Origin of the sequence: Streptomyces sp. NPDC127114 (genome assembly GCF_042677525.1) — a bacterium.
In the GTDB taxonomy this organism is placed as follows: Bacteria; Actinomycetota; Actinomycetes; order Streptomycetales; family Streptomycetaceae; genus Streptomyces.
Map to the genome: position 1 here is coordinate 17,767 of NZ_JBHXTJ010000058.1, position 23,690 is coordinate 41,456.

Genomic DNA, 23,690 nt, shown 5'->3' on the forward strand with positions numbered 1-23,690 from the left:
GCCTACGAGGCCGCGCGGTAGGCCGCCACCGTCCGCTCCAGCGCCTCCTCGACCGGGGTGGCGACGGCACCCAGCCGCTCCCGGACGAGGGTCGAGTCCACGACGAACGGCTCCTCGAACTCGTACCGCATCTCGATCAGTTCCCGCACCGTACGGTTCACCGCGCCCATCGCGTACAGGGCGAAGGTCGGCATCCGGCGCAGCCTGGCGGCGCCCGGGCGGCCGGTGGCGCGGTGGGCCAGGTCGACGAGCTCGCGGGTGGTGCGGGTGTGCGGGTCGTTGGGGAGGTGCCAGACGCGGCCGGCGGCGTCGGGGTGCCGGCCGAGGAGGGCGAGCGCCTCCCCGATGTCGGGGACGAAGGTGTACGTGTGGGGCTGGTCCGGATCCCCGAGGACGGTGGCGGTGCGGCCGGCGAGGAGGGCGGGGAAGACCAGGTCGCCGAGGTTGGACTGCTTGCCGCCGCGCGGTCCGAAGTAGTCGGAGGCGCGGCCGATCGCCACCTCCACGCGCCCGGCCCGGTGTGCGGCGAGGAGCCGCCGGGCCATCTCGCCCCGGAGCCTGCCCTTGCGGGTGGTGGCGGCGTCGGGGCTCGCCTCGGTGAACGGGCGGCCCGCGGGCGCGCCGTACGTGTAGACGTTGTCCATCGACACCAGCCGGGCACCGGCCGCCTGGGCGGCGGCGAGCACACCGTCCTGGAGTGCGGGGAACTCCTGCGTCCAGCGGTGGTACGCGGGGTTCAGCGCCTGGTAGACGACGGCCGCCCCGTCCGCGACGGCGGTGGTGAACGCGGGATCGGCCGCGTCGCCCGCGACCACCTCGACGCCGTCCGGGACGTCCGCGCGGCCGGACCGGTTGACGACGCGGACGGACTCTCCGTCGCGTACGAGTGCTTCGGCGAGGGCCGTGCCCACGGCGCCGGAGCCGAAGATCACGTGACGGGGGGTACCGGTGCGGTTCATGCGTCGACCTCGCTGGGGGTGGGAGTGCGGGTGGGAGTGGTGGCTGCGACGGGAAGGATCCCGTGGAGCAGGACGCCCGAGAGAGCGGAGAAGGTGAGAGCGCCGGTGGCGCCGAAGACCGTGAACCGCGCGTCCACGCCGACGCCCGCGAGCGTGGTCACCGTCCAGCCCGCCGCCCACAGGGCCGGCATCGCCACGGCCCAGAGCCAGGGCCGCGGGGCGGTGCGGCGGGGCAGGGCGGCGGCCTGGGCCACGCCGAGCAGCACGCCCTCGACGGCTCCCATGAGCGCCAGCGAGCCGAGGTCGGTGCGATGACCGACCAGCGCGGAACCGAGCAGGAGTCCGAGTCCGCTCCCCGCCGCGGTCGCCGCGGACCAGTGCGGCCACCGCAGGCGTCCGGACGAGGCCAGGGCCTGCCCGGCGCCGATGACCGCCCCCGTCACGAGCCCGCCCACCAGGGCGCTCGTCGGGCCGTCGACCGGACCGGCGACCGCGCGGCCGGCCAGACCGGCGACCGGGAACGCCAGGAAACCGGCCGTCCACCGGATCCAGGCGCGCAGTGCGGGGCGCGTGGGCACGCGCACGGGAACCACCTCCAATTTCTGTACGCCGTGCAGTTAATAAATTAATGTACGCCGTGCAAAAATGGCTCGCAAGGGGTTCATTGATGCACCGGGGCGGCCCCGGAAGACGAGGACGGACGAGGAGGCGTACGCATGACACAGGGCGCGCCGGCGGCGAGGCGGGGCCGGAAGCGGGCGGTCGGCGAGGACGAGGTCGTCGCGGCGGCCATGCGGCTGCTCGGGGCCGGCGGGGCCGAGGCGGTGAGCATCCGGGGGATCGCCGGCGAGCTGGGACTCGCCCCGAACGCCGTCTACACCTACTTCCCTGACCGCGCCGCCGTGATCGGCGCCGTGGTCGAGCACCTGCTCGGCGAGACCGACCTCGCCGCCCTCGCCTCCCGGGACACGCCCTGGCGGGACCGGATCCACGCGCTCGCCGCCGACCTCAGGCGGCGCCTGCTCGTCCACCCGGGAGCGGTGAACCTGCTGCTGTCCGGCCCGATGGACGGGCCGAACGCGCTCGCACTCGGCGAAGCCCTGCTCACCGCGCTCGCGGACGCCGGGCTCGACCGGGAGGAGGCCGCCCGCGCCTCCTACCTGCTGATCGTGCAGGTGCTCGGAGCGATCGCGCTGGAAGCCGCCGAACTGCCCTCGCCCGCACCGGCCCCGCCGGCAGCGGAGCGGGTCCGGGCGCGCCGCGCACAGCTCCGGGCCGTGCCCGCCGACCGCTACCCGCGCACCGCCGAGGCCGCCGACACGATCGCAACCTTCGTCTCCGACGAGCAGTTCGCCTGGGGACTCGACCGGGTCCTCGACGGCATCGCGGCGCGCGCGGACCGCTGACGCCTCGCGAATCCCGGCTCTCGGCTCGCGGCTCGCGAGTCCCGGCTCTCGGCTCTCGGCTCGCGAGTCCCCGCTCCCGGCTCTCGGCTCTCGGCACCCGGCTCCCGCAGCCGGGGCCGGGCCGGGGCCGGAGCTCGGACCCTGCCCCGGAATCCTCAGGCCCTCAAGCATCACCGGCGGGTAAACCCGGTGAGCCGCAGGGGCGTTGGCGGTTACGGTCCTGGCCATGTCCTACCGTGAGCTCGCCACCCGCCCCGTCCTCGCCTGGTCGGCCGTCTCCGTGGCCGCCCGGCTGCCCGTCGCGATGGCACCGCTCGCGCTGGTCTTCCTCGTACGGGAGCAGCCCGGCGGCTACACCCTCGGAGCGGTGCTCGCCGCCGCGTACGTCGTCGGCGAGATCGTCGCGGCGCCCGTGCTCGGCGTACGGATGGACGCCGAGCGGGCCCGGCCGCAGCTGGCCGTCGGCCTCGCGGTCGGCGCCGCCGCCTTCGGCGGGCTCGGGGCCGCCGGCGGCGGCGCCCACCCCGTACTGCTCGGCGCGCTCGCCTTCCTCGCCGGCGCGGGCCCGTCCGCCGCGCCCGGCGGCATGCGCGCCCTGCTCACCAGCCTGGTCCCGGAACGGGCCGTCACCCAGGCGATGAGCATGGAGTCCGTCCTGACCTTCGCCATCTGGGCCGCCGCGCCCGCGCTGACGACCGGTCTCGCCCTCGGCGTCGAGCCCGTCGTACCGCTGCTGCTGCAGGCCGCGCTCATGGCGCTCTCCGTGGCGGGACTCTGGCTGCTGCCGTACGGCTGGGCGGCGGAGAAGCCGCAGGAAGGGGAGTCGATGCGGCGGGTGCTGCTGCGCGCCTGGCCCGTGTACGTCACGGGCGCCGCCGGACTCACGCTGCTCGCGCTCGCCGAACTCATCCTGCCCGCCCTGCTCGAACAGCGGCACATCGCCGTCGGCTGGGCGGGGCCGCTGCTCGCCGGGTTCTCCGTCGGCTCGGCCGTCGGCGCCTTCGCGTACGGACTCCGCGGCTCCTGGCCCGGCCGGCTGCCGGTCCAGTCCGCCGTGCTGCTCGCCGGCGTCACGGCCGGCGTCGCCCTGACCGCCGTACTGCCGTCGACCGCCGGCATCGCCGTCGCGCTCGCCGCGGCCGGCCTGCTCCAGGCTCCCGCCGGCCTGACCCGCAACCTCGCCCTCCGTCAGGTCCTGCCGCCCGGGGCCCTGGCCGCCGGGTACTCGGTGATGTACGCGGCCGTCGGCGCCGGGTACGCGGCGAGCGGCACCCTGGCGGGAGGACTGCTGAACGTCGTCGCGCCGTCGACGGCGATCCTGTGCGGGGTGGGCCTGACGGTGTTCCTGACCGCGCTGGGCGTCTGGGGCGAGCGCCGGATCCCGCCGCGCGAGGGCGGTGAGACGACTCAGACCGAGGCGGCGCGGAAGGTGCGGCGGTAGGCCGTCGGCGTCACGCCGATCGCCGCCTGCAGATGCGTCCGCAGGGACTGGGCGGTGCCGAAGCCGGCGTCGTGGGCGATCTGGTCGACCGGCAGGTCCGTGGACTCCAGCAGGTGCCGGGCCCGCTCCACGCGCTGCTGGGTGAGCCACTGGCCCGGACTGACGCCCACCTCCTCCCGGAAGCGGCGCGTGAAGGTCCGTACGCTCATCGACTCCCGCACCGCCAGGTCGCGCAGCTGGATCGGCTCGTGGAGGTGGGCGAGCGCCCAGGCGCGGGCGGCGGTCGTGGTCGACGTGCCCGGGTCGGGCAGCGGCCGCGCGATGTACTGGGCCTGCCCGCCGTCCCGGTGGGGCGGCACGACAGTACGCCGGGCCACCTCGTTGGCGACGGCGGTGCCGTGGTCGCGGCGCACGATGTGCAGGCACAGGTCGATCCCGGCGGCCACGCCGGCCGAGGTGAGCACGTCGCCGTCGTCCACGAACAGCACGTCCGCGTCGACCCTGACCTTCGGGAAGAGCCGCTGGAAGTGGTCGGCGGAGGCCCAGTGGGTGGTCGCCGGGCGGCCGTCGAGATAGCCGGCGGCGGCGAGGACGTACCCGCCGGTGCAGATGGACACGAGCCGGGTGCCGGGCCGCACGTACGCGAGGGCGGCGGCGAGTTCGGCGGTCAGCCGGCCCTCCTCGTACACCGGCCCCAGCTCGTAGGAGGCGGGGACGACGACCGTGTCGGCGGTGGCCAGGACCTCCGGCCCGTGCTCGACGTGCACGGCGAAGTCGGCGTCGGTCCGGACGGGCCCGGCAGCGGTCGCGCAGGTCACCGTCTCGTAGAGCGGCCGGCCCTCGGAGTCCTTGGCGCGGCCGAATATCCGGTGGGGGATGCCCAGTTCGAAGGGAAGCAGGCCGGGCAGGGCGAGGACGGCGACGCGATGGGCCCGCACAGTTCTTCCCTCCGTAAAAGAGTGGTGGTCCAGACCACCGTGCTGATACGTGTGTCTGCTCGTGACGGACAACACGTACAAGGACACCACGTACAAGTCTGAGCCCGCCGACCGGATTCCCGTGACTCCCGTACCAGGATCCGGGCAGCAGGGGCAGCCCGCGGGCCCGCTCGCGCCGGGGGCGGCAGCGTCCGGGCCGCTCGTACCGCTCGCGCCGGGCACCCTCTGGAACCGCAACTTCCGGCTCTTCTTCGTCGCCCGGGCCGTCGCCGTCCTCGGCGAGGGGATGATCCCGGTCGCCTTCGCGGCCGGTCTCCTCGGCGCCGGGCATTCCGGCGCCTCCGTCGGTTACGCACTCGGCCTCTGGACGGCCGCCTTCGCGCTCTTCGTCCTCGTCGGCGGCGTCCTCGCCGACCGTTTCACCGCCCGCCGGATGATGATCACCGCCGATCTGCTGCGGCTGCCCGGCGCGCTGCTGCTCGCGGTCACGTTCGCGCTCGGCAGCCCGCCGCTGTGGGCCGTGTACGTGCTGTCCGCCGTGAGCGGCGTCGGAGCCGCGCTGTTCCAGCCCGGCGTCGCCTCCACCATCCCGCGCATCGCGCCGGACGTGCAGCGCGCCAACGCCGTCCTGCGCGTCGTCGAGGCGCTGACGACGATGGCGGGGCCGGCGCTCGCCGGGGTGCTCGTCGCCGTGTGGAGCGCGGCGGCGGCGTTCACCGTCAACGCCGCGACCTTCGCCGTCAGCGCCGTCTGCTTCGTCCTCATGCGGATCCCACCGGCCCCGGCCGACGGCGTCAGGCGTGGCTCGCTGCTGTCCGAGATGGCGCTGGGGTGGCGGGAGTTCCGGGCGCGGAGCTGGCTGTGGGGCGTCATCGCGATCTGGACCGTGTACGGCCTGACGGTCGCCGGGCCGATGGTGCCGCTCACCGCGAGCCTGGTCACCGAGGAGCACGGGGCGGCCGCCTACGGCGTCCTGATGGCGGTCAACGGCGCGGGCAGCGCCGTCGGCGGCCTGCTCGCGATGCGGCTGCGGCCGGTCCGCCCGCTGGCGGCGGGCGCGGTCGCGCTGCTCGGCCTGCCGGTGAACCTGCTGCTGCTCGGTACGGGCGCGCCGGTGCCGGTGCTGCACGCGGGCTCGTTCCTCGCGGGCGCGGCCTTCGCCTTCTGGCTGGTGATGTGGTCGACCTCGGTGCAGACGCACGTGCTGCAGGAGGCGCTGAACCGGCTGCACGCGTACGACGTGGCCGGATCGCTGCTGATGATGGGCGTCGGCCGGACGCTGTCGGGCCCGGTGGCGGCGGTGATCGGCGCGCAGGAGGTGCTGCTCGCGGGCTCGGCCGTCGCGGTGCTCGTGGTGGCGGCGCTGCTGGCGGTGCGCCCGATCAGGACGCTGCCGCGGGTGTCGTAGTCGTACGGGCGCTGGGGCTGCGGCTGGTGCTGGAGCTGGAGCTGTGGCGAGGCGGAGTCCACGACCGACCCATGGCCCGATCCTTTGGAAAGCTGGCATCCGGGCCAATGGTGGGGCGTGGCGCCGCTCGGGATGCTGGGTGACGTGACCCAGACAAGCGAGACTCCCGCCTCAGCCCGCAACGAGGACGCGGCCCAGGCCCGTGCCGGGACCGCGGCCGCTGTCCCCACCCCGTCCCCCACCCCGTCCCGGGGGACCCGGATCCACCGTGCGTGGTTCGTCGCCGCCGTCACGTTCGTCACGATCGTCGGCGCGGCGGCCTTCGCCTCCCTGCCCGGGCTGCTCATCGAGCCGCTGCACGGCGAGTTCCGCTGGTCGCGCGGCACGATCGGCTTCGCGGTGTCGGTGAACCTCGCGCTCTACGGCCTGACGGCGCCGTTCGCGGCGGCGCTGATGGATCGCTTCGGCATCCGCCGGGTCGTGGCGGTGGCGCTGAGCGTGATCGCACTCGGCTCGCTCCTCACGGTGTGGATGACGCAGCCCTGGCAGCTGGTTCTGTACTGGGGCGTCCTCGTCGGCCTCGGCAGCGGCTCGATGGCGCTGGCCTTCGCCGCGACCGTCACGAACCGCTGGTTCGTGGCGCGGCGCGGCCTGGTCACCGGCATCCTGACCGCGGCCGGTGCGTCCGGCCAGCTGGTGTTCCTGCCGCTCCTCTCCTGGCTGGTCGAGGACCACGGCTGGCGCCCGGCCGCCGTCACGGTGGCGCTGACCGCGCTCGCGGTCGTCCCGTTCGTGTGGCTGCTGCTGCGCGACCACCCGGCGGACGTGCGGCTGGCCCCGTACGGCGGCGACTACGCCGAGAAGCCCGCGCCCGTCACGGGCGCCGCGCGCCGCGCCGTCACCGTCCTGTTCAAGGCGGCCCGAACCGGCCCGTTCTGGCTGCTCGCCGGCACCTTCGCGATCTGCGGCGCCTCGACGAACGGCCTGGTCAAGACCCACTTCGTGCCCGCCGCGCACGACCACGGCATGCCGATCCAGGCGGCGGCGGGACTCCTCGCGGTCATCGGCGTCTTCGACGTCGTCGGCACGGTCGCCTCCGGCTGGTTCACCGACCGCTTCGAGGCGCGCCGCCTGCTCGCCGTCTACTACGCGCTGCGCGGGATCTCGCTGCTCTTCCTGCCGATGCTGCTGGCTCCGGCGGTGCACCCGCCGATGCTGTTCTTCATCGTGTTCTACGGCCTGGACTGGGTCGCCACGGTCCCGCCGACGATCGCGCTGTGCCGCGAGCACTACGGCGAGGACAGCGCGATCGTCTTCGGCTGGGTCCTCGCCTCCCACCAGGTGGGCGCCGCCGCCGTCGCCTTCGCGGGCGGCGTGGCCCGCGACGTCTTCGGCTCGTACGACGTCGTCTGGTACGCCTCGGGCGCCCTGTGCGCGGCGGCGGCCCTGATGGCCCTGGTGATCAGGCGGCCCCGGGCGGGAGCGGTGGCGGCGGCAGGAGCATGATGACACCCGGGGGGTGAGACGCATGGCGGTCTCGGAGGAACGGTCGGCGGCCCGGATGCTGCGGGTCTCGATGCTGGTGCTCTTTCTGGAGGCGGCGCTCGCGCTGGTCCTGGGGCTGGTGTTCGGCGAGACCAGGGAGCCGGAGCCGGGTGAGGAGTGGGTCGGCGCACTGACGCTGCTGGCGCTTCCGTTCCTCTCGGTGCTCGCCCTGCTGGCCGCTGCCGTGGTGTCCGCGGTCCTCGTGCTGCCGGCGGTGCTCCTCGGCGAGGACCTGGCCCGCCGGATCGAGAGCCGGCCCCTCGCGTGGCAGCTGCTCCTCACGACCGCCGCAGGCGCCCTCCTGTGGCCGCTCGCCGGTTGGCGCGGCTGGCTCGTGGGTGCGCTCGCACTGGCCGTGGCGGTCGTGGTCACCCGCCGCGCCAGGAGGGGCTTCTTCGTCTCGGTGCTCCTCTGGGGCACGCTCACGGTGCTGACGGTCTTCGCGCTCGGCGGCGTCGGGTTGTACGCGGGCGTGCTCGGCGAGTAGGCCGTCGGTCAGCCCGCGAACCGCCCGAACCGCCCCCGGTGGAAGAGGAGCGGGTCGGCTTCCTCCGTCGCGCCCAGGGACTCCACCCGGCCCACCACGATGAGGTGGTCTCCGCCCGTGTGGACCGCGGCGATCTCGCAGTCGATCCACGCCGGCGCGTCCGGCAGGCGCGGCGAGCCCGTCGAAGGGGCCGGGGTCCAGGACACGCCCGCGAACTTGTCCGCGCCGCTCACCGCGAATGCCCGGCACAGCCCGCCCTGTTCCGCGCCCAGGATGTTCACGCAGAAGCGTCCGGCGCGGGCGATCCTCGGCCAGGTCGTCGACGTGCGGGCGACCATGAAGGCGATCAGCGGCGGGTCGAGCGACAGCGAGGCGAAGGACTGGCAGGCGAAGCCCGCGGGCCCGTCCTCGTCCAGCGCCGTGACGATCGTGACCCCGCTCGCGAAGTGCCCGAGCACCCGCCGGAACTCGCCCGGATCGACGGGCATCCGCTCGTCGTCCCGCACCGCGCGCAGCGCGGGCCGCGGCAGCGCCTCCGCGGCCGTTGGCGCCCCGGCCGACCTCAGGTACCGGACGGCGGTGGCCGCCATCCCCGCGTGTCCCATCATGGCCCCATTGAAACTGACGGAACGTCAGATAGGAACCCTCGTGCTGTCAGTGGGGGCTGCCAAGCTGACTCCATGGCCTCGACCGCGAACGCACCCTCGAACCCGCCCACGAACACGACGACGGACACCGGCCCTGCCACCTGGAGCCTGCTCGACATCGACGCCGCCCTGCGGGCCTCCTGGGCCGCCGACATCTGCTCGCCCGACGATCAGGACGAGTGGCGCGCGGACAACCCCGCCTGGGGGCACTGCGACATCACGGCGCTCGTGGTGAACGACCTCCTCGGCGGCGACCTCGTCGTCGGCGAGGTGCATCGGGACGGCGCCCAGCGCGGGTACCACTGGTGGAACCGGCTCCCGAGCGGCATCGAGCTCGACCTGACCCGCGAGCAGTTCCGGGACGGCCAGGTCATCACCGCCGCACGGCTCGTCGAGCGTCCGCCGGGCCCGCTGCCCCGCCGCTGGGAGGAGTACCTGCTCCTGCGCGAGCGGGTCGCGGCACACCTCGGCGGCGCCCTCCCGGGCCCGGTCTGAGCCGGCGCCCGCCCCAGGCCGCGGTCGCCCCGAGCCGACGCCCGGCCCAACCGGCCCCGGCCCCCCGCCCGGCCGGCCCCGCCCCGGCTATCGGCCCTCGTACGACGCCGCCCGCCGTTCCACGAACGCCGCCACGCCCTCCCGTGCGTCCCGCGTCGTCATGCACAGTTCCTGGGCCGTCGCCTCCGCCGCGAAGGCGGTCGTACGGTCGGTGTCCAGGGACGCGTTGACGAGCTGCTTCGTCAGGGCGAGGGCGCGGGTGGGGCCCTGGGCGAGGCGTTCGGCCCACGCGCGGGCCGTCTTCTCCAGGTCCTCCGCCGGGACCACCCGGTTGACCAGGCCCATCGCCCGCGCCTCCGCCGCCGGCAGCGCGTCGCCGAAGAACATCAGCTCCTTCGCCCGCTGCGGCCCGACCAGCCGCGGCAGCAGGTACGCGCCGCCCCCGTCCGGCACGATCCCACGCCGGACGAACACCTCCACGAACGTCGCCGACTCCGCCGCCAGCACCAGGTCGCACGCGAACGCCAGGTGCGCCCCGATCCCGGCCGCCGTCCCGTTCACCGCCGCGATCACCGGCTTCTCGCAGTCCAGTACGGCCCCGACGAAGCGCTGCGCGCCCTGCCGGATCATCCGCGCCACGTCGCCAGTGACCCGGTCGCCCGCCCGGGCGGACGGGCCGCCCCGCAGGTCCGCGCCCGCGCAGAAGCCCCGGCCGGTCGCCGTCACCACCACCGCCCGGACCGCCGGGTCGGCGGAGGCCTCCGCCAGCAGGGCGATGATCCGCTCCCGCTGGTCCCAGGTGACCGCGTTCATCGCCTCGGGCCGGTTGAGCGTGATCCACGAGACGCCGTTCTCGACGACGTGCAGCACATCGGTCATCAGCAAGGCTCCTGTCGGCACACCGCGAGCGCGTCCAGGGCCACCGCCCCCTGCCCGCGCGGCAGCACCATCAGCGGATTGATGTCCAGCTCAGACAGCTCCCCGTCCAGTTCCAGCGCCATGCGCTGCACCCGCAGCACCACCTCCACCAGCGCGTCCACGTCCGCCGGCGGCGCCCCCCGCACCCCGTCGAGCAGCGCCCGCCCGCGCAGCTCGCCCAGCATGGCGCGGGCCTCCCGCTCGCCGAACGGCGGTACGCGCACGGCGGCGTCGTTCAGCACCTCCACCAGGACGCCGCCGAGCCCGACCGTGACCGTCGGCCCGAACAGCGAGTCGTGCGTGACGCCCACCACCATCTCGACCCCGCGCCCGACCATCTGGCACACCAGGACGCCGTCCAGGTCGACGCCCTCGTAGCGGGCGATGTCGGTCAGCTCCCGGTAGGCGTCGCGTATCTGGCTCGCGGACGTCAGGCCCACCTTCACCAGGCCCAGCTCCGTCTTGTGCGCGAGCTGCGCGCCCGAGGCCTTCATCACGACCGGGTAGCCGACGAGACCCGCCGCCCGCACGGCCGCCGCCGCGCTCGTCACCAGCTGCTCGCGCGGCACCCGTATCCCGTACGCCCGCAGCAGCTGCTTCGCCGCGTGTTCGCTCAGCCGGTGGCCGGGCCGCATCAGGGCCTGCGCCTTGCGGAAGGAGGGGGACGGGGTGCGCGGCGCCTCGTCGAAGGGCGAGCGGTAGCCGGTGGTGAAGCGGTGGTGGTCGAGGTAGGCCTTGACCGCGCCGATGCAGTTGCCGAAGGTGCGGAAGGTGGCGACGCGCGAGGAGCCGAGCAGGGTCGTGCGGTAGGCCTCCTCGGTCCCGACGGGCGACCCCCACACCACGCAGATCAGCTTGTCCGTCTCCTCCGCCGCGTCGACGAGGTCCTGCGCGAGCTTGTCGCTCATGGGCGGGAAGGGGCCGGTGATCGGGCAGATCAGCACCCCCACCTCCGGGTCGGCGAGGATCGCGTCGATGATCTTCCGGCCGCGCCAGTCGCCCACCGGGTGCCCGCCGTTGTCGACGGGGTTGGCCACGCTCAGGTACTCCGGTATCCACTGGTGCAGCTCGTCCTGCCGGGCCCGGGAGAGGGTGGGCAGGGTGAGTCCTGCCGCCGTCGCCAGGTCGGAGAAGTGGGCGCCGGTGCCGCCGGAGATGGAGTAGACGACCACGCCGTCGGCGACCGGTTTGCGGGCGCGGGCGAGCAGCGCCGCGGTGTCCTGGAGCTGGTCGAGTCCGTCGACCCGGATCACCCCGAACTGCCGCATGGCCGCGTCGACGACCTGGTCCGCGCCGGTGAGCTTGCCGGTGTGCGAGGCGGCCATCCGGGCCCCGGCCTCGGTGCGGCCGACCTTCACGGCGACGACGGGCACCTGGCGGCGGGCGGCCTGGTCGGCGGCGAGCAGGAAGGAACGGCCGTCCTTCAGCCCCTCCACGTAACAGGCGATGGCCCCGACCTCGGGCCGGTGTGCGAAGTACGAGATGAAGTCGGCGGTCTCCAGGTCGGCCTCGTTGCCGGTGGGCGCCCAGTGCGAGAGCCGTACGCCGAGCTCCTGGAGGGTGAAGACGGGCCGCCCCTGGTGCCCGGACTGGGTGATGAGCGCGATGGCCGGCCCGTCCAGGTCCTCCCGGAAGCGCTCGAAGGCGTTGAGGTTGGTGTTGGGCCCGAGCAGCCGCAGCCCGGAACGCCCGACGGCGGCCGCGAGCCGCTCCTGGGCGCGGGCGCCCTCCTCGCCGGTCTCGGCGAAGCCGGACGCGAACGCGACGGCGAACCTCACCTTGCACTCGGCGAGCTGCTCGATGACGGGCAGCGGGTCGGCGACGAGGAGGACGGCGACGTCGACGGACTCGTCGAGCTCGCTCACCGCGGGCACGCAGTCGATCCCGAAGACGGCGGTACGGGTGGGGTGCACGGGCACCAGCCGCGCGCCGACCCGGCCGGCCCAGTCGATCAGCTGGCGGGTGATCCCGGTGTTCGGCCGCCCTTCGGCGTCGGACGCCCCGACGACCGCGACGACCTCGGGCCGGAAGAACCGGTCGAGCTCGGGCACGGGAGCGTGCAGCGGGCGCCCGCTGACGTCGGTGTCGCCCTCGACGGCGGCGACGTCGTGCACGACCACCCGGCCGGCGTGGTGCTCCCCGCAGGCGTCCACGCGGGCGCGGAGGTCGGTGGTGAAGGTCCCGTGAGTCGATCCCAGCATCGTTCCGCACCGCCCATCCCGATCCCGAAGACCGGAGCCGTCCCTTGCCGTCCCTGGCATGGCTTGATCTGACGCTTAGTCAGATTACTCAACTGACGGTCAGTCAGGAATAGGGCGTGCGGCAAGCGGTCGGCGGTACGGACGCCCCGGGCGCCGGGAGGCACCCGGGGCGCCACAGGCACCCGGAGCGTCGTCGGCTACCGGGCGCCCACCGCGTCCGCGAGTACTGCCGCCGCCCCCGCCACCAGCGCGTTGTCGGCCGTCGCGTCCTCCTCCGGCTTGGTCGTCATGACGGCCAGGACCACCGGCGGCCGGCCGGGAGGCCAGGCCACACCGGCGTCGTTGTTGCCGCCGTACCGGCCGCCGCCGGTCTTGTCGGCCAGGATCCAGTCGCCCGGCAGGCCCTTGCGGAAGCGGTCGTCGCTGGTCGTGTTGGCCAGCATCCAGCCGGTCAGCCGGCGCCGGTCCTCCGGCGCGAGCGCGCCGCCCAGGACGAGCCGGCCGTACGAACGGGCGATGGCGCGCGGAGTGGTCGTGTCCGTCTCGCGCCACGGCTCGGCCGAGTTGAGTTCCGGCTCCCAGCGGTCCAGCCGGGTCACCCCGTCGCCGACGGACCGGGCGAAGCGGGTGATCGCCGTCGGCCCGCCCAGCTCCTGGAGCAGCAGGTTGGCGGCGGTGTTGTCGCTGTGGGTGATGGAGTACTCGCACAGCTCGGCGATCGTCATGCCGTCGGCGACGTGGTCGCGCGTGATCGGCGACCAGCCCGAGCGCGTCACGTACTCCTGCGTGTAGTGCACGCGCCGAGCGAGGAACTCGCCGTCGCGGTCCAGGTCCCGTAGAACCGCCGCCGCGCCGAGTGTCTTGAACAGCGAGCACATCGGGAAGCGCTCGTCGGCGCGGTACGCCACCACGCGGCCGCTCCCGGTGTCGTACGCGTACGCGCCGAGCCGGGCGCCGTGCTCGCGCTCCAGGGCGCGTAACCGCTGCCGGGCCTGCCCCGACGGGAGGTGGGAGGGTGCGGCGTGGGCGGAGGTCAGGGGCAGGGCGGCCGCGAGGGCCGCCGCGGCGCCGGCGGTGAGCATCGTCCGACGGGTGGGGCGCATGATCGGTGCCTTCCTTGATACGGGTGAGACGTGTGTCATCGGTCGTGACGTCGCTTCCCGTACGGGCAGTTGCACCGCCACCTACGGCGGCCGGCCCCGGACCAGGTGAAACCCGCCCCGTTACCGCCGGTGTCCCGCGATCCGGCGGGCGATCCGCTCCGCGTCCAGCGCCATCTCCCGGAACATGCCGCTGATCGGATTGGTGAACCCGGTGAAGTAGAGCCCGGGTGCCTCACGCGGGCAGCGCGCGCCCGTCACCGACGGGCGGCCGCGCTCGTCCAGGACTCCGAGGTGGCCGAGCAGCGGTTCCAGGGCGCGGTCGTAGCCGGTCGCCGCGATCACCGCGTCCGGGGCGATGCGGGACCCGTCCGCGAGGACGACCTCGCCGTCGTCGAAGGACTCCACCGCCGCCACCGGCTCGACCTTCCCGGCCCGTACGGCCGCGACCAGGCCCACGTCCTGCACGGGAATCGCGCCGGCCCGCACCCGCGAGTACAGGCCGCCCTCCGGCCTCGGCATCCCGTACGCCGACAGGTCCGCCGCCATGAACCGCCCGAGCAGCCCGGTCAGCCGGTCCACGAGGCCCACCGGAAGCCGCCGCACCAGGATGCCGTTGCGCTGGCTCGGCCAGCCGAACGTGGCGCGGCGGATGATGTACGGAGGCGTGCGCACCGCGATCCGGACCCGCTTGGCGCCGCCCTCCGCCAGGTCGGCGGCGATCTCGGCGCCGGTGTTGCCGACGCCGACGACGAGCACGTCCTTGCCCTCGTACGGCGTCGGGTTGCGATAGGCGCTCGCGTGGACGAGCTCGCGGCCGGGCGTGCGCTCGTACGCGCCGAGGCCGGGCCACGCGGGCAGTCGCGGGGTGTGGTTGTAGCCCGTCGCGACCACGACGGCGCTGCCGAGCAGCCGGCGCCCGCCCGTCGCGTGCAGCGTCCAGTGCGCGCCGTCCCGTTCGACGCGGGAGACCTCGACGCCCGTCACGACCTCCAGGTCGTGGAACTCGGCGTACGTCTCCAGGTACCGCACCACGTCCGCGCGGGCGACCCAGCGCCCGAAGGAGCGCGGCATCTTCAGGCCGGGCAGCGCGGAGAGCCGCCGGGTGGTGTGCAGCCGCAGCCGGTCGTAGTGGTGGCGCCAGGAGTCGCCGACGGCGTCGGCCTTCTCCACGACGACGGCCCGTACGCCCCGCGCGCGCAGCGCGGCGGCGACGGCGAGTCCGCCGGGGCCGCCGCCGATGACGTAGACGGGGTGGGGCTGGGGGGTGACGGTCATGAATGCTGAGCGTAATGACGCGTACACGCCGTGGGTCTCGGTCAAGAGGGGGTTGGGTTGCGAATCGGTCACGGGTGCACGGGTCTTGCGGAGAAGCGGGCGCATCCGATGAACTGATGCTCCGTCAGATTTCACGTACGGGAGGCGAGCCCCGCACATGCAGACGACCCGGACGTCCGGCCCCGTGACGGCCGGCTCCCCGAAGGCCACCCCCGCGAGCCTCCCGGAAGCCGACGCCTTCACCCGCCCCTACTGGGACGCCGCCGCCGACGGCCGCCTCCTGCTGCGCCACTGCACCGCCTGCGACCGGCCCCACCACTACCCGCGCGAGTTCTGCCCGTACTGCTGGAGCGAGGACGTCGAATGGCGTCAGGCGGAGGGCCGGGCGGTGCTCTACACGTGGTCCGTCGTCCACCGCAACGACCTCCCGCCCTTCGGCGACCGCGTGCCGTACGTGGCGGCGGTCGTCGACCTCGCGGAGGGCCCGCGGATGATGACGGAGATCGTCGACTGCCCCGAGTCCGAACTCCGCATCGGGATGGACCTGGAACTCGCCTTCCGCCCCGAAGGCGAACAGGGCGAGTTCCAGGTCCCGGTGTTCACGCCCCGGCGCTCCCCGGGCCCCCGGCACCCCCGCTGACCCGCTCGACCGGGATCCACAGCTCGGAGTCCGTCTCCTTGCCGATCTCCACCGGCTGGGTCCGCAGCAGCTCCGGACCCGGCCGGCTCACGTACGGGTTGGACGGGAACCACTGGGTGAACACGTCACGCCACAGCTCCTGGAGCGCCGCCGGGTAGGGCCCGTGGTTCTCGAAGACCGCCCAGGTGCCGGCCGCCACGTCGAGGGCGTCGAGGACGCCCAGCTCGTCGGCCGTCGTACCGGTGCCGGTCACCACGCCGATCCAGTAGTCCAGCTCGGCGCCCTCCTCCCGGCTGTCGGTCAGGTGCACCACCGCCGACAGGACCCCCTCCGGCTCCCCCTCGGCCAGCTCCTTCATCCGGACGATCGCCCGCTCGTCCAGGCTCTCCACGTGCGCCGCGGCGGCCGCGTTGACCCCCTCGTGCACGAGCGGAACCCGCGCCTTGCTGCCGACGACCCGGAAGGCGCCCTTCTCGACGATCCGGTACCGCATGGTCGTACTCCCCTCGATGACGACACGGAAGGACATCCGGGGCTGCGAGACGAGCGCCGCACCGGCACGCCGGGCCTCGCCCGGGCCGATGCCGTGCACGGACCGGAACGCCCGCGCGAAGGCCTCGCCCGAGCCGTAGCCGTAGTGCACCGCGATGTCGAGCAGCGTCCGCTCCCCGGCCAGGACCTCGGCCCCGGCGAGCGTCATGCGGCGGCGCCGCACGTACACGGAGAGCGGCATGCCGGCGAGCGCCGAGAACAGCCGCCGGAAGTGGTACTCCGAGGTCGTCGCGATCCGCGCGGCCTCGGCGACGTCCACCTCGCGGTCGAGATGGCGCTCCACATGGTCCAGCGCCCGGTTCAGCCCGTCCAGCACGCCCGTCCGCCCTTCCTGCCTGGTGTTTTCCTCTGTGTCCTCACCGTAGGAACCACCACCTTCCCAGGACCCGACGATCCGTGCCCGGAACGGTCGGGTCACCGCGGGTCCCGTTCCCGGGCGGCCCCACGGGCCGACTTGCGGTTTCCGCAGCGTCAACTCCTACGGTCTTCGTGTGGGGCCGGAACGACCGGCCCCGGCGATGGAAGGAACCGTCATGGCCTGGTCGATCGCGGACGTGGCCCGGATGTCCGGGGTGACCCCCCGGACCCTGCGGCACTACGACGAGATCGGCCTGCTGCCGCCCGCGTGGACCGCGAGCAGCGGGCACCGCTACTACGAGGAGCCCCAGCTGCTGCGCCTCCAGCAGATCCTGCTCATGCGGGAGCTGGACGTGGGTCTGCGGGAGATCCAGGCCGTCCTGGACAGCCAGGCCGACCCCGTGGCCGTCCTGCGCGAACACCACGCGCGGCTGGTCGAAGAACGGGACAGGCTCGGAACCCTGGCGAGGACGGTCGCCCGCACCATCGCCGACCTCGAGGCACGACACGAAAGCGAGGACGAGGACATGGTGAGCGTCAACCGGCCGGAGAACCTCTTCGAGGGCTTCCAGCACGACCCGGAGATGGAGGCCGAGGTCCGCGAGAAGTGGCCGGAGGCGTACGAGGAGTCCCGGCAGGCGGTCGAGGGGATGACGCCCGAGGCCACCGAGCAGTGGCAGCGCGAGGCCACCGCCCAGATGATCCGCTTCGCGGAGCACATGGCCGCCGGCACGCCCGTCGACGACCCGGCCGTCCAGGAGGAGGTGGCCGCCCACTACCGCACCGTCTGCCGCTTCTGGACCCCGACGGCCGAGGCGTACAAGGGCCTCGCGGCGACCTACGCGGAGGACCCGCGCTTCCGCGAGAACTTCGACCGGATCGCCGTCGGCCTCGCGGACTACCAGCGCGCCGCGATGGCCGTCTACGCGGACACCCGGCTGAGCTGACCCGGCAGAGCGCGTGAGCGCCGTCGTCGAGGGGCTGCAGACCCTCGACCCCGGCCGCGGACCCGACCGCGCACCGGGCCGCTGACCCGACCGCGCACCGGGCCGCGGACGCGACGGCGGACCCGGCCGTGAACCCGCCCGCGGGACCTCCGACGAGCGGCGGCCGGCCTACGGCTCCCGACGCCCCGCCGCCACCGCCGCCGGCTTCTCCTCCTCCAGAGCGCCCTCGCCCTCCGTGTCGAGGTGGGGCAGGATCCGGTCGAGCCAGCGCGGAGTCCACCAGGCGTGACGGCCCAGGAGGGTCATCACCGCGGGCACCAGGAGGAGCCGGACGATCGTCGCGTCGATGAGGACGCTCGCCGCCAGCCCGAGGCCCAGCATCTTCACCACGATGTTGTCCGACACGATGAACGCCGCGAACACGCTCACCATGATCAGCGCCGCACACGTGATCACCCGCGCCGTGATCTCCAGCGCGTGCGCCACGCTCGCCTTGGGATCCCCGGTGCGCAGCCACGCCTCGCGCACCCGCGACAGCAGGAAGATCTCGTAGTCCATGCTCAGGCCGAAGACGATCGCGAACATCATCATCGGCACGTAGCTCTCGATGGGCACCTTCCCGGAGACCCCGAGCGCGGGACCGCCCCAGCCCCACTGGAAGACGGCCACGACGACCCCGTACGACGCCGCGATCGACAGCACGTTCAGGACCGCCGCCTTCACCGCCACCAGCAGGCCGCGGAAGACGGTCAGGATGACGAGGAAGGCCAGCGCGACGACCACCGCGATGATCAGCGGCAGGCGGCTCGCGACGATGTCGAGGAAGTCGACCTGCGCGGCCGTCGTCCCCGTCACGTACGTCTGCGCGTCCGTCCCGGCCACCGCCTGCGGCAGCACGTCGTCCACCAGGTGGTTCGTGAGCTCGGTGGTCCGCTCGTCCTGCGGCGACGCGACCGAGTACGCGGTGCCGATCAGCACGTCACCGTCCGGCGTCGCCTGCAGCGGCGTGATCGAGGCCGCGTCCGGCACGTTCGTCAGCGACTGCTGGAGCCTGCTCGCGAGCGCCGCACGGTCTCCCGAGGGAACGGCCGACTGGTCCACCACCAGCGTCAGCGGCCCGTTCGCACCCGGCCCGAACGCCGTCGAGATCAGGTCGTACGCCCGCCGGTCCGTGAACGACTTCGGATCCGCGCCGTCGCCGATGTGCCCGAGCTGGATGAAGAGCAGCGGGAACGCCAGGACCAGCAGCGCCACGACCCCGCACACCAGGAACCACCACGGCCGCCGCTCCACGCGCTGCGCGTAACGGTGCCAGGTGCCGGAGCCGGCCCCCGCGTCCACGTTCGTCTCCGCGACCGGCTTGCGCACGTGGTAGCGGTCGATGCGGCGCCCCACGAGCCCCAGCATCGCCGGGACCAGCGTCAGTGCCGCCAGCACGGCCGTCACGACCGTGAACGCCGCCGCGAGCCCCAGCTTGCCGATGAAGGTGACGCCCGAGACCCACAGCCCGGACAGCGCGATGATCACCGTGCAGCCCGACACCAGGACCGCCCGGCCGCTCGTCGTCGTGGCGAGGGCCGCCGAGTCGGCGGGATCGTGGCCGTTCATGAGGTTCTGGCGGTGCCGCGTGATCAGGAACAGCGCGTAGTCGATGCCGACGCCCAGACCGATCATCGTGGCCAGCGTCGGCGACACCGTGCCGAAGGTGAACGCCGCCGCCATCAGACCCAGCAGCGCGAGCCCGCAGATCGCCCCGATCAGCGCCGTGACCAGCGGCAGCACGGCCGCGATCAGGCTGCCGAAGCCCACCAGGAGCACCACGATCGCCACGGCGAAGCCGATCGCCTCGCTCGTGCGGTCGTCCGGCGCCGGCCGGGCCAGCTCGCCGAGCGACCCGCCGTACTCGACGGTCACGTCCGCGTCCCGCAGCGGCTGTACGGCGGCGTCGACACCGTTCAGGTAGTCCACGCCGAGCGTGGACGGCGGCACGCTGAACCGCATCGTGATGTACGCGGTCTTGCCGTCCGTGGACAGCGGCCCCGTGTTCGGCGCCGTGGACGACGCCGGCGGCGGGGAAGTACCGGGCGGCGGCAGCGGATTCTGCACGCTCAGCACGTCGGGCAGCTTCTGCAGCGCCGCGACGGTCGAGTTCACCGTCGACGACTCCTGGGTGAGCGGCCCGGAAGGCCGGTTCAGGACGATCTGCGCGCCGTAACCGCCGGCCGCCGGATCATGCGCCTTCAGGACGTCCAGGCCCTCCGCCGACTGCACGCCGGGCAGCGCGAAGTCGTCCGAGAACTGGCCGCCCACCGCCCGGTCCGTGAGCTGCAACCCGGCGACGGCGGCCAGCCACAGCACGATGACGACGACGAAATGCCGGGCACACCAGTGCCCGAGGCGGTAGAGCAGGCCCTTGTCGACCGGGGTCTTCACCGGGCTCCGTGCGTTCATGGCACCGCCGCGTGCGGGTAGGCAATCCCCGAGCGTCACTACGAAGTCAATTCTTGGTGCTCCGGGCGGACCCGTCATCTCGAACCGCGACCCGCGACGCGTGACCCGCGACGTGCCACCTGCGACCCGCGACGCGTGACCTGCGGCGCGTCACCTCCGACCCGTCGGCGGGCCGGATCCACCGTCCTCCCGGATAGTGGAATCGTGAAGCGCTATCCGCTCATCGCCGATCACGGCCTGGTGGGCGACCTGCAGACCTGCGCGCTCATCTCGGACGAGGGCGTCGTCGACTGGTTCGCGGCGCCCCGCTTCGACTCGCCCGGCATCTTCTCGGCGCTCCTCGACCACGACCGGGGCGGCTACTTCCGCCTCTCGCTGGAGGCACCGCGCGCGGAGGGCAACGCCGGGGAGACGACCGCCGGGGAGACGAGCGCCGGCGTGACGACGAAACAGCTCTACTACCCCGACACCGCCCTCCTCGTCACCCGCTTCATGTCACCCGACGGCGTGGGCGAACTCATCGACTGGATGCCCCCCGACCGCACCGGCCACCCCACCGACCGGCACGCCATCCTGCGCGTCCTGCGCTGCACCCGCGGCACCGTCACCTTCACCCTGGAGTGCCGGCCGCGCTTCGGCTTCGGCAGCAACCCGCACGAGACGCGTGTCGACGGCCGCACCGCCACCTTCCGCGCCCCCGGCGTCACCGCCTTCCTCCAGTCGAACATCCCGCTGGAGCAGGACGGGCCCTACGACGTCCACGGCCGCCTCACCCTCCGCGAAGGGGGCGTCGCCGGAGCCTCGTTCACCGTCACCGGACCGGAGGCGGAGCCTCCGCCGCTGCCGGCCACGGGCGAGGCCGAAGCCGCCCTGTGGGACGCCGTCGACTTCTGGCAGAGCTGGGTGCGCACCGCCCGCTACCGGGGCCGCTGGCCCGACATGGTGCACCGCTCCGCCATCACCCTGAAGCTCCTCACCTACCTGCCCACCGGCGCCCCGATCGCCGCCGCCACCCTCGGACTGCCCGAACTCGTCGGAGGCGAACGCAACTGGGACTACCGCTACACCTGGATCCGCGACGGCTCCCTCGCCGTCCGCGCCCTGCTCGACCTCGGATTCGTCGACGAGGCCGCCGCGTTCACCGACTGGCTCACCGACCGCGTCACCGAACGCGCCTCCGCGCGCGCCTCCGTCACCGGGACCGAGGCGACCCGGCCGCTCCAGATCATGTACCGCGTCGACGGCGACCCGTGGCTGCCCGAGGAGATCCTCACCGACTTCGAGGGCTACCGCGGCTCCGCGCCCGTACGCGTCGGCAACGCCGCCGCCGACCAGCTCCAGCTCGACATCTACGGCGAGGCCCTCTACGCCCTCGCCCAGGGCCGCGGCCTCGACACCCAGCCCACCCACCAGGGCTGGCAGGCCGTCTCGGCGCTGCTCGACTGGCTGGCGAAGTCCTGGGACGGCCCCGACGAAGGCATCTGGGAAACGCGCGGCGGACAGCAGGACTTCACCTTCAGCCGGGTGATGTCCTGGGTGGCCTTCGACCGCGGACTGCGCCTCGCCGACGAGTTCGGCCGGCCCGCCGCCCTCGACGCCTGGCGGGCCGCACGCGACGAGATCTACGCCCAGGTGATGCACCGCGGCTGGAGCGAGCGGCGCCGGGCCCTCGTCCAGTACTACGGCGGAGAAGTCCTCGACGCCGCGCTGCTCCTCGTACCCCGGTCCGGCCTGCTCAGCCCCACCGACCCGGCCTGGCTCTCCACCCTCGACGCCATCGAGCGCGGCCTCGTCCAGGACAGCCTGGTCCACCGCTACGACCCCGGCGCCTCGCCGGACGGGCTGCGCGGCGCCGAAGGAACGTTCAGCCTGTGCACGTTCCTCTACGTGGACGCGCTGGCCCGGGCGGGGCGGGTGCGACAGGCCCGGTTCACGTTCGAGAAGATGCTCACGTACGCCAACCACGTCGGCCTGTTCGCCGAGGAGATCGGCCCGAGCGGCGAGCAACTGGGCAACTTCCCGCAGGCGTTCACCCACCTGTCACTGATCATGGCGGCCACGACGCTGGACGAGGCGCTGGACCGGCCCGACGCTCACGCGGCCGGGACCGCCTCCCGGGGAGCCCGGGCAGCCAGAACGGGATAGTCGTTGTAGCCCGTCTCCCCGCCCGTGTACATCAGGTACCGGTCCCGTACGGGATTCAGCGGCGCGCCCGTCCGCAGCCGCTCGACCAGGTCCGGGTTGGCGAGGAAGCCGCGGCCGAAGGAGATCAGGTCGGCCCCGGCGGCGAGCAGCCGCTCACCGGCCGCCCGGCCGCCGTCGGCGGGCAGCGGCAGGCCCCAGCCCAGGTCGGGGTTGGCGATCAGGGTGCTGGGCCAGGCCTCGCGGATCTGGTGGAAGAGCGGCTGGTCGGGGTCGGCGAAGATGACGTGGAGATAGGCGAGGTGCGTGCCGAGGGAGGCGCCGGACGGGCCGGTCGGATCGGCCAGACCGGCGAGAGCGGAGACCAGCGCCGGATAGAGGGCGTCGGTGTCGCCCTCCTCGATGCCGTTGACGGTGACTCCGGGCGAGACGCGGACGCCGACCCGCTCGGGCCCGATCGCCTCGGCGACGGCCCGGACCACCTCCACGGTGAAACGGATCCGGTTCTCGACGGAGCCGCCGTACCCGTCCGTCCGCAGGTTGGTGTTCTTCGAGAGGAACTGGTGCAGCAGATGCCCGTTGGCGGAGTGCACCTCGACGCCCTCGAAGCCCGCCTCGACCGCCCGCCGCGCGGCGGCGGCGAAGTCGGCGGCGGTGGAGCGGATGTCGTCGGGGGTCATCTCGCGCGGCACGACGGAGGGCACGCGGCCGGCGGCGGTGTGGATCTCCTCGGGCAGCGCGACGGCGGAGGGTGCGACGGGCGTGAACCCGCTGTTGTCGGGATGCCCGACGCGCCCGCCGTGCTGGAGCTGCACGAACATCCGCCCGCCGGCGGCCCGCACGGCGTCGGTGACCGTACGCCAGCCGTCGACCTGGGCCGGGGTGTGGAGCCCGGGAATGTTCGGGTACGTCTGGCCGACGGCGTTCGGCGTCGTCGCCTCCGCGATGATCAGGCCGGCGGTGGCGCGGTCCGCGTAGTGCGTCGCCATGATCGGGGTGGGTACGCCGTCGGAGGTGGCGCGGTTACGGGTCAGGGGGGCCATGACGAGACGGTTGGGAAGGGCGAGGGAGCCGAGGGTGGTGGACTCGAAGAGGGGGGAGGGGGCCGGGAGTTCGGAGGTCGTGTTCGTCATGCCGGTACCGTAGAAGCTGACACCGGTGTCAGGTTCAAGCGGCGAGGGGAGGCGGGTGGACGATGCGGATCGGTGAGCTGGCGAGCCGGAGCGGCGTGAGCGAGCGTTCGCTGCGCTATTACGAGAAGCAGGGCCTGTTGCTGTCCGAGCGCACCCCGGGCGGGCACCGGGAGTACGGGGACTGGGCGGTCGACCGCGTGATCCGCATCCAGTCGCTGTACGCGGCGGGCCTGAACAGCAAGAAGATCGCGAGGCTCCTGCCGTGCATGCGAGACGTGGACGCGGGCCCGACCGAACGCACGACACCCCAACTGGTCAGGGAACTCCAGGCGGAACGCGAGCGCATCGACCGCCTGATCGGGGACCTGGTCCGCTCCAGGGAGGTCCTGGACGAGTTCATCGAGACGGCGAGGGTGGGGGTGGGGGTGGGGGAGGCCTCTGAGGTGGGGACGGGCTGAGGTTTGGGTGGGGTGGCGGGTTTCTGAGGTGGTGGGGGCTGGGGTCCGGGTGGTGTGGCGGGTCTCTGAGGTCGTACGGGTGGGCGATGCGGGTGGGCTTCTGGTGCGGCCGCCCTTGATCCGAGTGTGGCTCCCTCCACCGCCGCGTCAAGGGCGCTCCCTTCGGTCGCGTCGCTTCGCGATGGCC

21 protein-coding genes are annotated in these 23,690 nt (G+C 73.7%); 10 read left to right on the forward strand and 11 right to left on the reverse strand.

Going from position 1 to position 23,690, the window contains the following annotated elements; all coding sequences use genetic code 11:
- Positions 1-2: 2 nt before the first annotated feature.
- Together ACFVGS_RS34175 and ACFVGS_RS34180 are read right to left on the reverse strand one after the other, a co-directional pair.
- Positions 3-959 (reverse strand): NAD-dependent epimerase/dehydratase family protein, encoded by a 957-nt coding sequence (locus ACFVGS_RS34175; protein WP_385696032.1) that lies wholly within the window; start codon positions 957-959, stop codon positions 3-5.
- Complete coding sequence (locus tag ACFVGS_RS34180; RefSeq protein ID WP_385696035.1) at positions 956-1,543, reverse strand: hypothetical protein; 588 nt, start codon at positions 1,541-1,543, stop codon at positions 956-958. Before ACFVGS_RS34180 ends, ACFVGS_RS34175 begins: the two co-directional genes overlap by 4 nt.
- Positions 1,544-1,675: 132 nt before the next feature.
- On the opposite strand from ACFVGS_RS34180, the gene ACFVGS_RS34185 reads away from it, so the two are divergent.
- Together ACFVGS_RS34185 and ACFVGS_RS34190 are read left to right on the forward strand one after the other, a co-directional pair.
- A complete protein-coding gene (locus ACFVGS_RS34185) occupies positions 1,676-2,365 on the forward strand; it encodes a TetR/AcrR family transcriptional regulator (protein ID WP_385696038.1) in 690 nt (229 codons plus the stop codon).
- Positions 2,366-2,591: 226 nt separating this feature from the next.
- Positions 2,592-3,806, forward strand: a complete 1,215-nt coding sequence (locus tag ACFVGS_RS34190; protein ID WP_385696041.1) for an MFS transporter — start codon at positions 2,592-2,594, stop codon at positions 3,804-3,806.
- Here ACFVGS_RS34190 and ACFVGS_RS34195 read toward each other — a convergent pair.
- Complete coding sequence (locus ACFVGS_RS34195; protein WP_384420960.1) at positions 3,773-4,744, reverse strand: GlxA family transcriptional regulator; 972 nt, start codon at positions 4,742-4,744, stop codon at positions 3,773-3,775. The genes ACFVGS_RS34190 and ACFVGS_RS34195 overlap by 34 nt on opposite strands.
- A 121-nt stretch (positions 4,745-4,865) precedes the next feature.
- Here ACFVGS_RS34195 and ACFVGS_RS34200 point away from each other — a divergent pair, with 121 nt between their 5' ends.
- The 3 genes from ACFVGS_RS34200 to ACFVGS_RS34210 all read left to right on the forward strand — a co-directional run bounded on the left by ACFVGS_RS34200 (position 4,866) and on the right by ACFVGS_RS34210 (position 8,184).
- The gene (locus ACFVGS_RS34200; RefSeq protein ID WP_385696064.1) at positions 4,866-6,152 is read left to right on the forward strand and encodes an MFS transporter; all 1,287 of its coding nucleotides are present in this window, start codon (positions 4,866-4,868) and stop codon (positions 6,150-6,152) included.
- A gap of 132 nt (positions 6,153-6,284) precedes the next feature.
- Positions 6,285-7,658, forward strand: coding sequence for an MFS transporter (locus ACFVGS_RS34205; RefSeq protein ID WP_384420999.1), 1,374 nt, complete (start codon positions 6,285-6,287; stop codon positions 7,656-7,658).
- 22 nt (positions 7,659-7,680) lie between these two features.
- Complete coding sequence (locus ACFVGS_RS34210) at positions 7,681-8,184, forward strand: hypothetical protein (protein WP_384420958.1); 504 nt, start codon at positions 7,681-7,683, stop codon at positions 8,182-8,184.
- Between the two features lie 8 nt (positions 8,185-8,192).
- On the opposite strand, the gene ACFVGS_RS34215 is transcribed toward ACFVGS_RS34210, so the two are convergent.
- Positions 8,193-8,774: a flavin reductase family protein gene (locus ACFVGS_RS34215; protein WP_385696066.1), complete on the reverse strand. Its 582-nt coding sequence runs from the start codon at positions 8,772-8,774 to the stop codon at positions 8,193-8,195.
- Between the two features lie 90 nt (positions 8,775-8,864).
- Here ACFVGS_RS34215 and ACFVGS_RS34220 point away from each other — a divergent pair, with 90 nt between their 5' ends.
- Positions 8,865-9,326, forward strand: a complete 462-nt coding sequence (locus tag ACFVGS_RS34220; RefSeq protein ID WP_385696044.1) for a hypothetical protein — start codon at positions 8,865-8,867, stop codon at positions 9,324-9,326.
- A gap of 87 nt (positions 9,327-9,413) precedes the next feature.
- Here ACFVGS_RS34220 and ACFVGS_RS34225 read toward each other — a convergent pair whose 3' ends face one another.
- The 4 genes from ACFVGS_RS34225 to ACFVGS_RS34240 form a co-directional block, all read right to left on the reverse strand.
- On the reverse strand, positions 9,414-10,205 hold the full coding sequence (locus ACFVGS_RS34225; protein ID WP_385696046.1) for an enoyl-CoA hydratase/isomerase family protein: 792 nt from the start codon (positions 10,203-10,205) through the stop codon (positions 9,414-9,416).
- Complete coding sequence (locus ACFVGS_RS34230) at positions 10,205-12,445, reverse strand: acetate--CoA ligase family protein (protein WP_385696049.1); 2,241 nt, start codon at positions 12,443-12,445, stop codon at positions 10,205-10,207. The genes ACFVGS_RS34225 and ACFVGS_RS34230 overlap by 1 nt, the downstream gene beginning before the upstream one ends.
- Positions 12,446-12,642: 197 nt before the next feature.
- Positions 12,643-13,548 carry a class A beta-lactamase gene (bla, locus tag ACFVGS_RS34235; protein ID WP_384420949.1) on the reverse strand — a complete coding sequence of 302 codons (906 nt, stop codon included), beginning with the start codon at positions 13,546-13,548 and terminating at the stop codon, positions 12,643-12,645.
- 120 nt (positions 13,549-13,668) lie between these two features.
- Positions 13,669-14,823 (reverse strand): flavin-containing monooxygenase, encoded by a 1,155-nt coding sequence (locus ACFVGS_RS34240; RefSeq protein ID WP_385696053.1) that lies wholly within the window; start codon positions 14,821-14,823, stop codon positions 13,669-13,671.
- Positions 14,824-14,980: 157 nt separating this feature from the next.
- On the opposite strand from ACFVGS_RS34240, the gene ACFVGS_RS34245 reads away from it, so the two are divergent.
- On the forward strand, positions 14,981-15,463 hold the full coding sequence (locus tag ACFVGS_RS34245; RefSeq protein ID WP_384420946.1) for a Zn-ribbon domain-containing OB-fold protein: 483 nt from the start codon (positions 14,981-14,983) through the stop codon (positions 15,461-15,463).
- Here the strand turns inward: ACFVGS_RS34245 and ACFVGS_RS34250 are convergent.
- Positions 15,423-16,331, reverse strand: coding sequence for a GyrI-like domain-containing protein (locus tag ACFVGS_RS34250; RefSeq protein ID WP_385696056.1), 909 nt, complete (start codon positions 16,329-16,331; stop codon positions 15,423-15,425). The genes ACFVGS_RS34245 and ACFVGS_RS34250 overlap by 41 nt on opposite strands.
- Positions 16,332-16,548: 217 nt before the next feature.
- Between ACFVGS_RS34250 and ACFVGS_RS34255 the strand changes: the two genes are divergently transcribed.
- On the forward strand, positions 16,549-17,319 hold the full coding sequence (locus ACFVGS_RS34255; protein ID WP_385696059.1) for a MerR family transcriptional regulator: 771 nt from the start codon (positions 16,549-16,551) through the stop codon (positions 17,317-17,319).
- 168 nt (positions 17,320-17,487) lie between these two features.
- Here the strand turns inward: ACFVGS_RS34255 and ACFVGS_RS34260 are convergent, their stop codons facing one another.
- The gene (locus ACFVGS_RS34260) at positions 17,488-19,770 is read right to left on the reverse strand and encodes an MMPL family transporter (RefSeq protein WP_384420940.1); all 2,283 of its coding nucleotides are present in this window, start codon (positions 19,768-19,770) and stop codon (positions 17,488-17,490) included.
- Between the two features lie 204 nt (positions 19,771-19,974).
- Here ACFVGS_RS34260 and ACFVGS_RS34265 point away from each other — a divergent pair, with 204 nt between their 5' ends.
- On the forward strand, positions 19,975-21,915 hold the full coding sequence (locus ACFVGS_RS34265; protein WP_384420939.1) for a glycoside hydrolase family 15 protein: 1,941 nt from the start codon (positions 19,975-19,977) through the stop codon (positions 21,913-21,915).
- Here the strand turns inward: ACFVGS_RS34265 and ACFVGS_RS34270 are convergent.
- The gene (locus ACFVGS_RS34270; RefSeq protein ID WP_384420937.1) at positions 21,864-23,045 is read right to left on the reverse strand and encodes an alkene reductase; all 1,182 of its coding nucleotides are present in this window, start codon (positions 23,043-23,045) and stop codon (positions 21,864-21,866) included. The two genes, ACFVGS_RS34265 and ACFVGS_RS34270, sit on opposite strands and share 52 nt — an antisense overlap.
- Positions 23,046-23,107: 62 nt before the next feature.
- Between ACFVGS_RS34270 and ACFVGS_RS34275 the strand changes: the two genes are divergently transcribed.
- Positions 23,108-23,503 (forward strand): MerR family transcriptional regulator, encoded by a 396-nt coding sequence (locus ACFVGS_RS34275; RefSeq protein ID WP_384420935.1) that lies wholly within the window; start codon positions 23,108-23,110, stop codon positions 23,501-23,503.
- Positions 23,504-23,690 lie beyond the last annotated feature (187 nt).

Coding starts and splice junctions, on each gene's coding strand:
- ACFVGS_RS34175 (WP_385696032.1), bottom strand. CDS start 959: ATGAACCGCACCGGTACCCCCCGTCACGTGATCTTCGGCTCCGGCGCC.
- ACFVGS_RS34185 (WP_385696038.1), top strand. CDS start 1,676: ATGACACAGGGCGCGCCGGCGGCGAGGCGGGGCCGGAAGCGGGCGGTC.
- ACFVGS_RS34190 (WP_385696041.1), top strand. CDS start 2,592: ATGTCCTACCGTGAGCTCGCCACCCGCCCCGTCCTCGCCTGGTCGGCC.
- ACFVGS_RS34205 (WP_384420999.1), top strand. CDS start 6,285: ATGCTGGGTGACGTGACCCAGACAAGCGAGACTCCCGCCTCAGCCCGC.
- ACFVGS_RS34210 (WP_384420958.1), top strand. CDS start 7,681: ATGGCGGTCTCGGAGGAACGGTCGGCGGCCCGGATGCTGCGGGTCTCG.
- ACFVGS_RS34215 (WP_385696066.1), bottom strand. CDS start 8,774: ATGGCGGCCACCGCCGTCCGGTACCTGAGGTCGGCCGGGGCGCCAACG.
- ACFVGS_RS34220 (WP_385696044.1), top strand. CDS start 8,865: ATGGCCTCGACCGCGAACGCACCCTCGAACCCGCCCACGAACACGACG.
- ACFVGS_RS34225 (WP_385696046.1), bottom strand. CDS start 10,205: ATGACCGATGTGCTGCACGTCGTCGAGAACGGCGTCTCGTGGATCACG.
- ACFVGS_RS34230 (WP_385696049.1), bottom strand. CDS start 12,445: ATGCTGGGATCGACTCACGGGACCTTCACCACCGACCTCCGCGCCCGC.
- bla (WP_384420949.1), bottom strand. CDS start 13,548: ATGCGCCCCACCCGTCGGACGATGCTCACCGCCGGCGCCGCGGCGGCC.
- ACFVGS_RS34240 (WP_385696053.1), bottom strand. CDS start 14,823: ATGACCGTCACCCCCCAGCCCCACCCCGTCTACGTCATCGGCGGCGGC.
- ACFVGS_RS34245 (WP_384420946.1), top strand. CDS start 14,981: ATGCAGACGACCCGGACGTCCGGCCCCGTGACGGCCGGCTCCCCGAAG.
- ACFVGS_RS34255 (WP_385696059.1), top strand. CDS start 16,549: ATGGCCTGGTCGATCGCGGACGTGGCCCGGATGTCCGGGGTGACCCCC.
- ACFVGS_RS34260 (WP_384420940.1), bottom strand. CDS start 19,770: ATGAACGCACGGAGCCCGGTGAAGACCCCGGTCGACAAGGGCCTGCTC.
- ACFVGS_RS34270 (WP_384420937.1), bottom strand. CDS start 23,045: ATGACGAACACGACCTCCGAACTCCCGGCCCCCTCCCCCCTCTTCGAG.
- ACFVGS_RS34275 (WP_384420935.1), top strand. CDS start 23,108: ATGCGGATCGGTGAGCTGGCGAGCCGGAGCGGCGTGAGCGAGCGTTCG.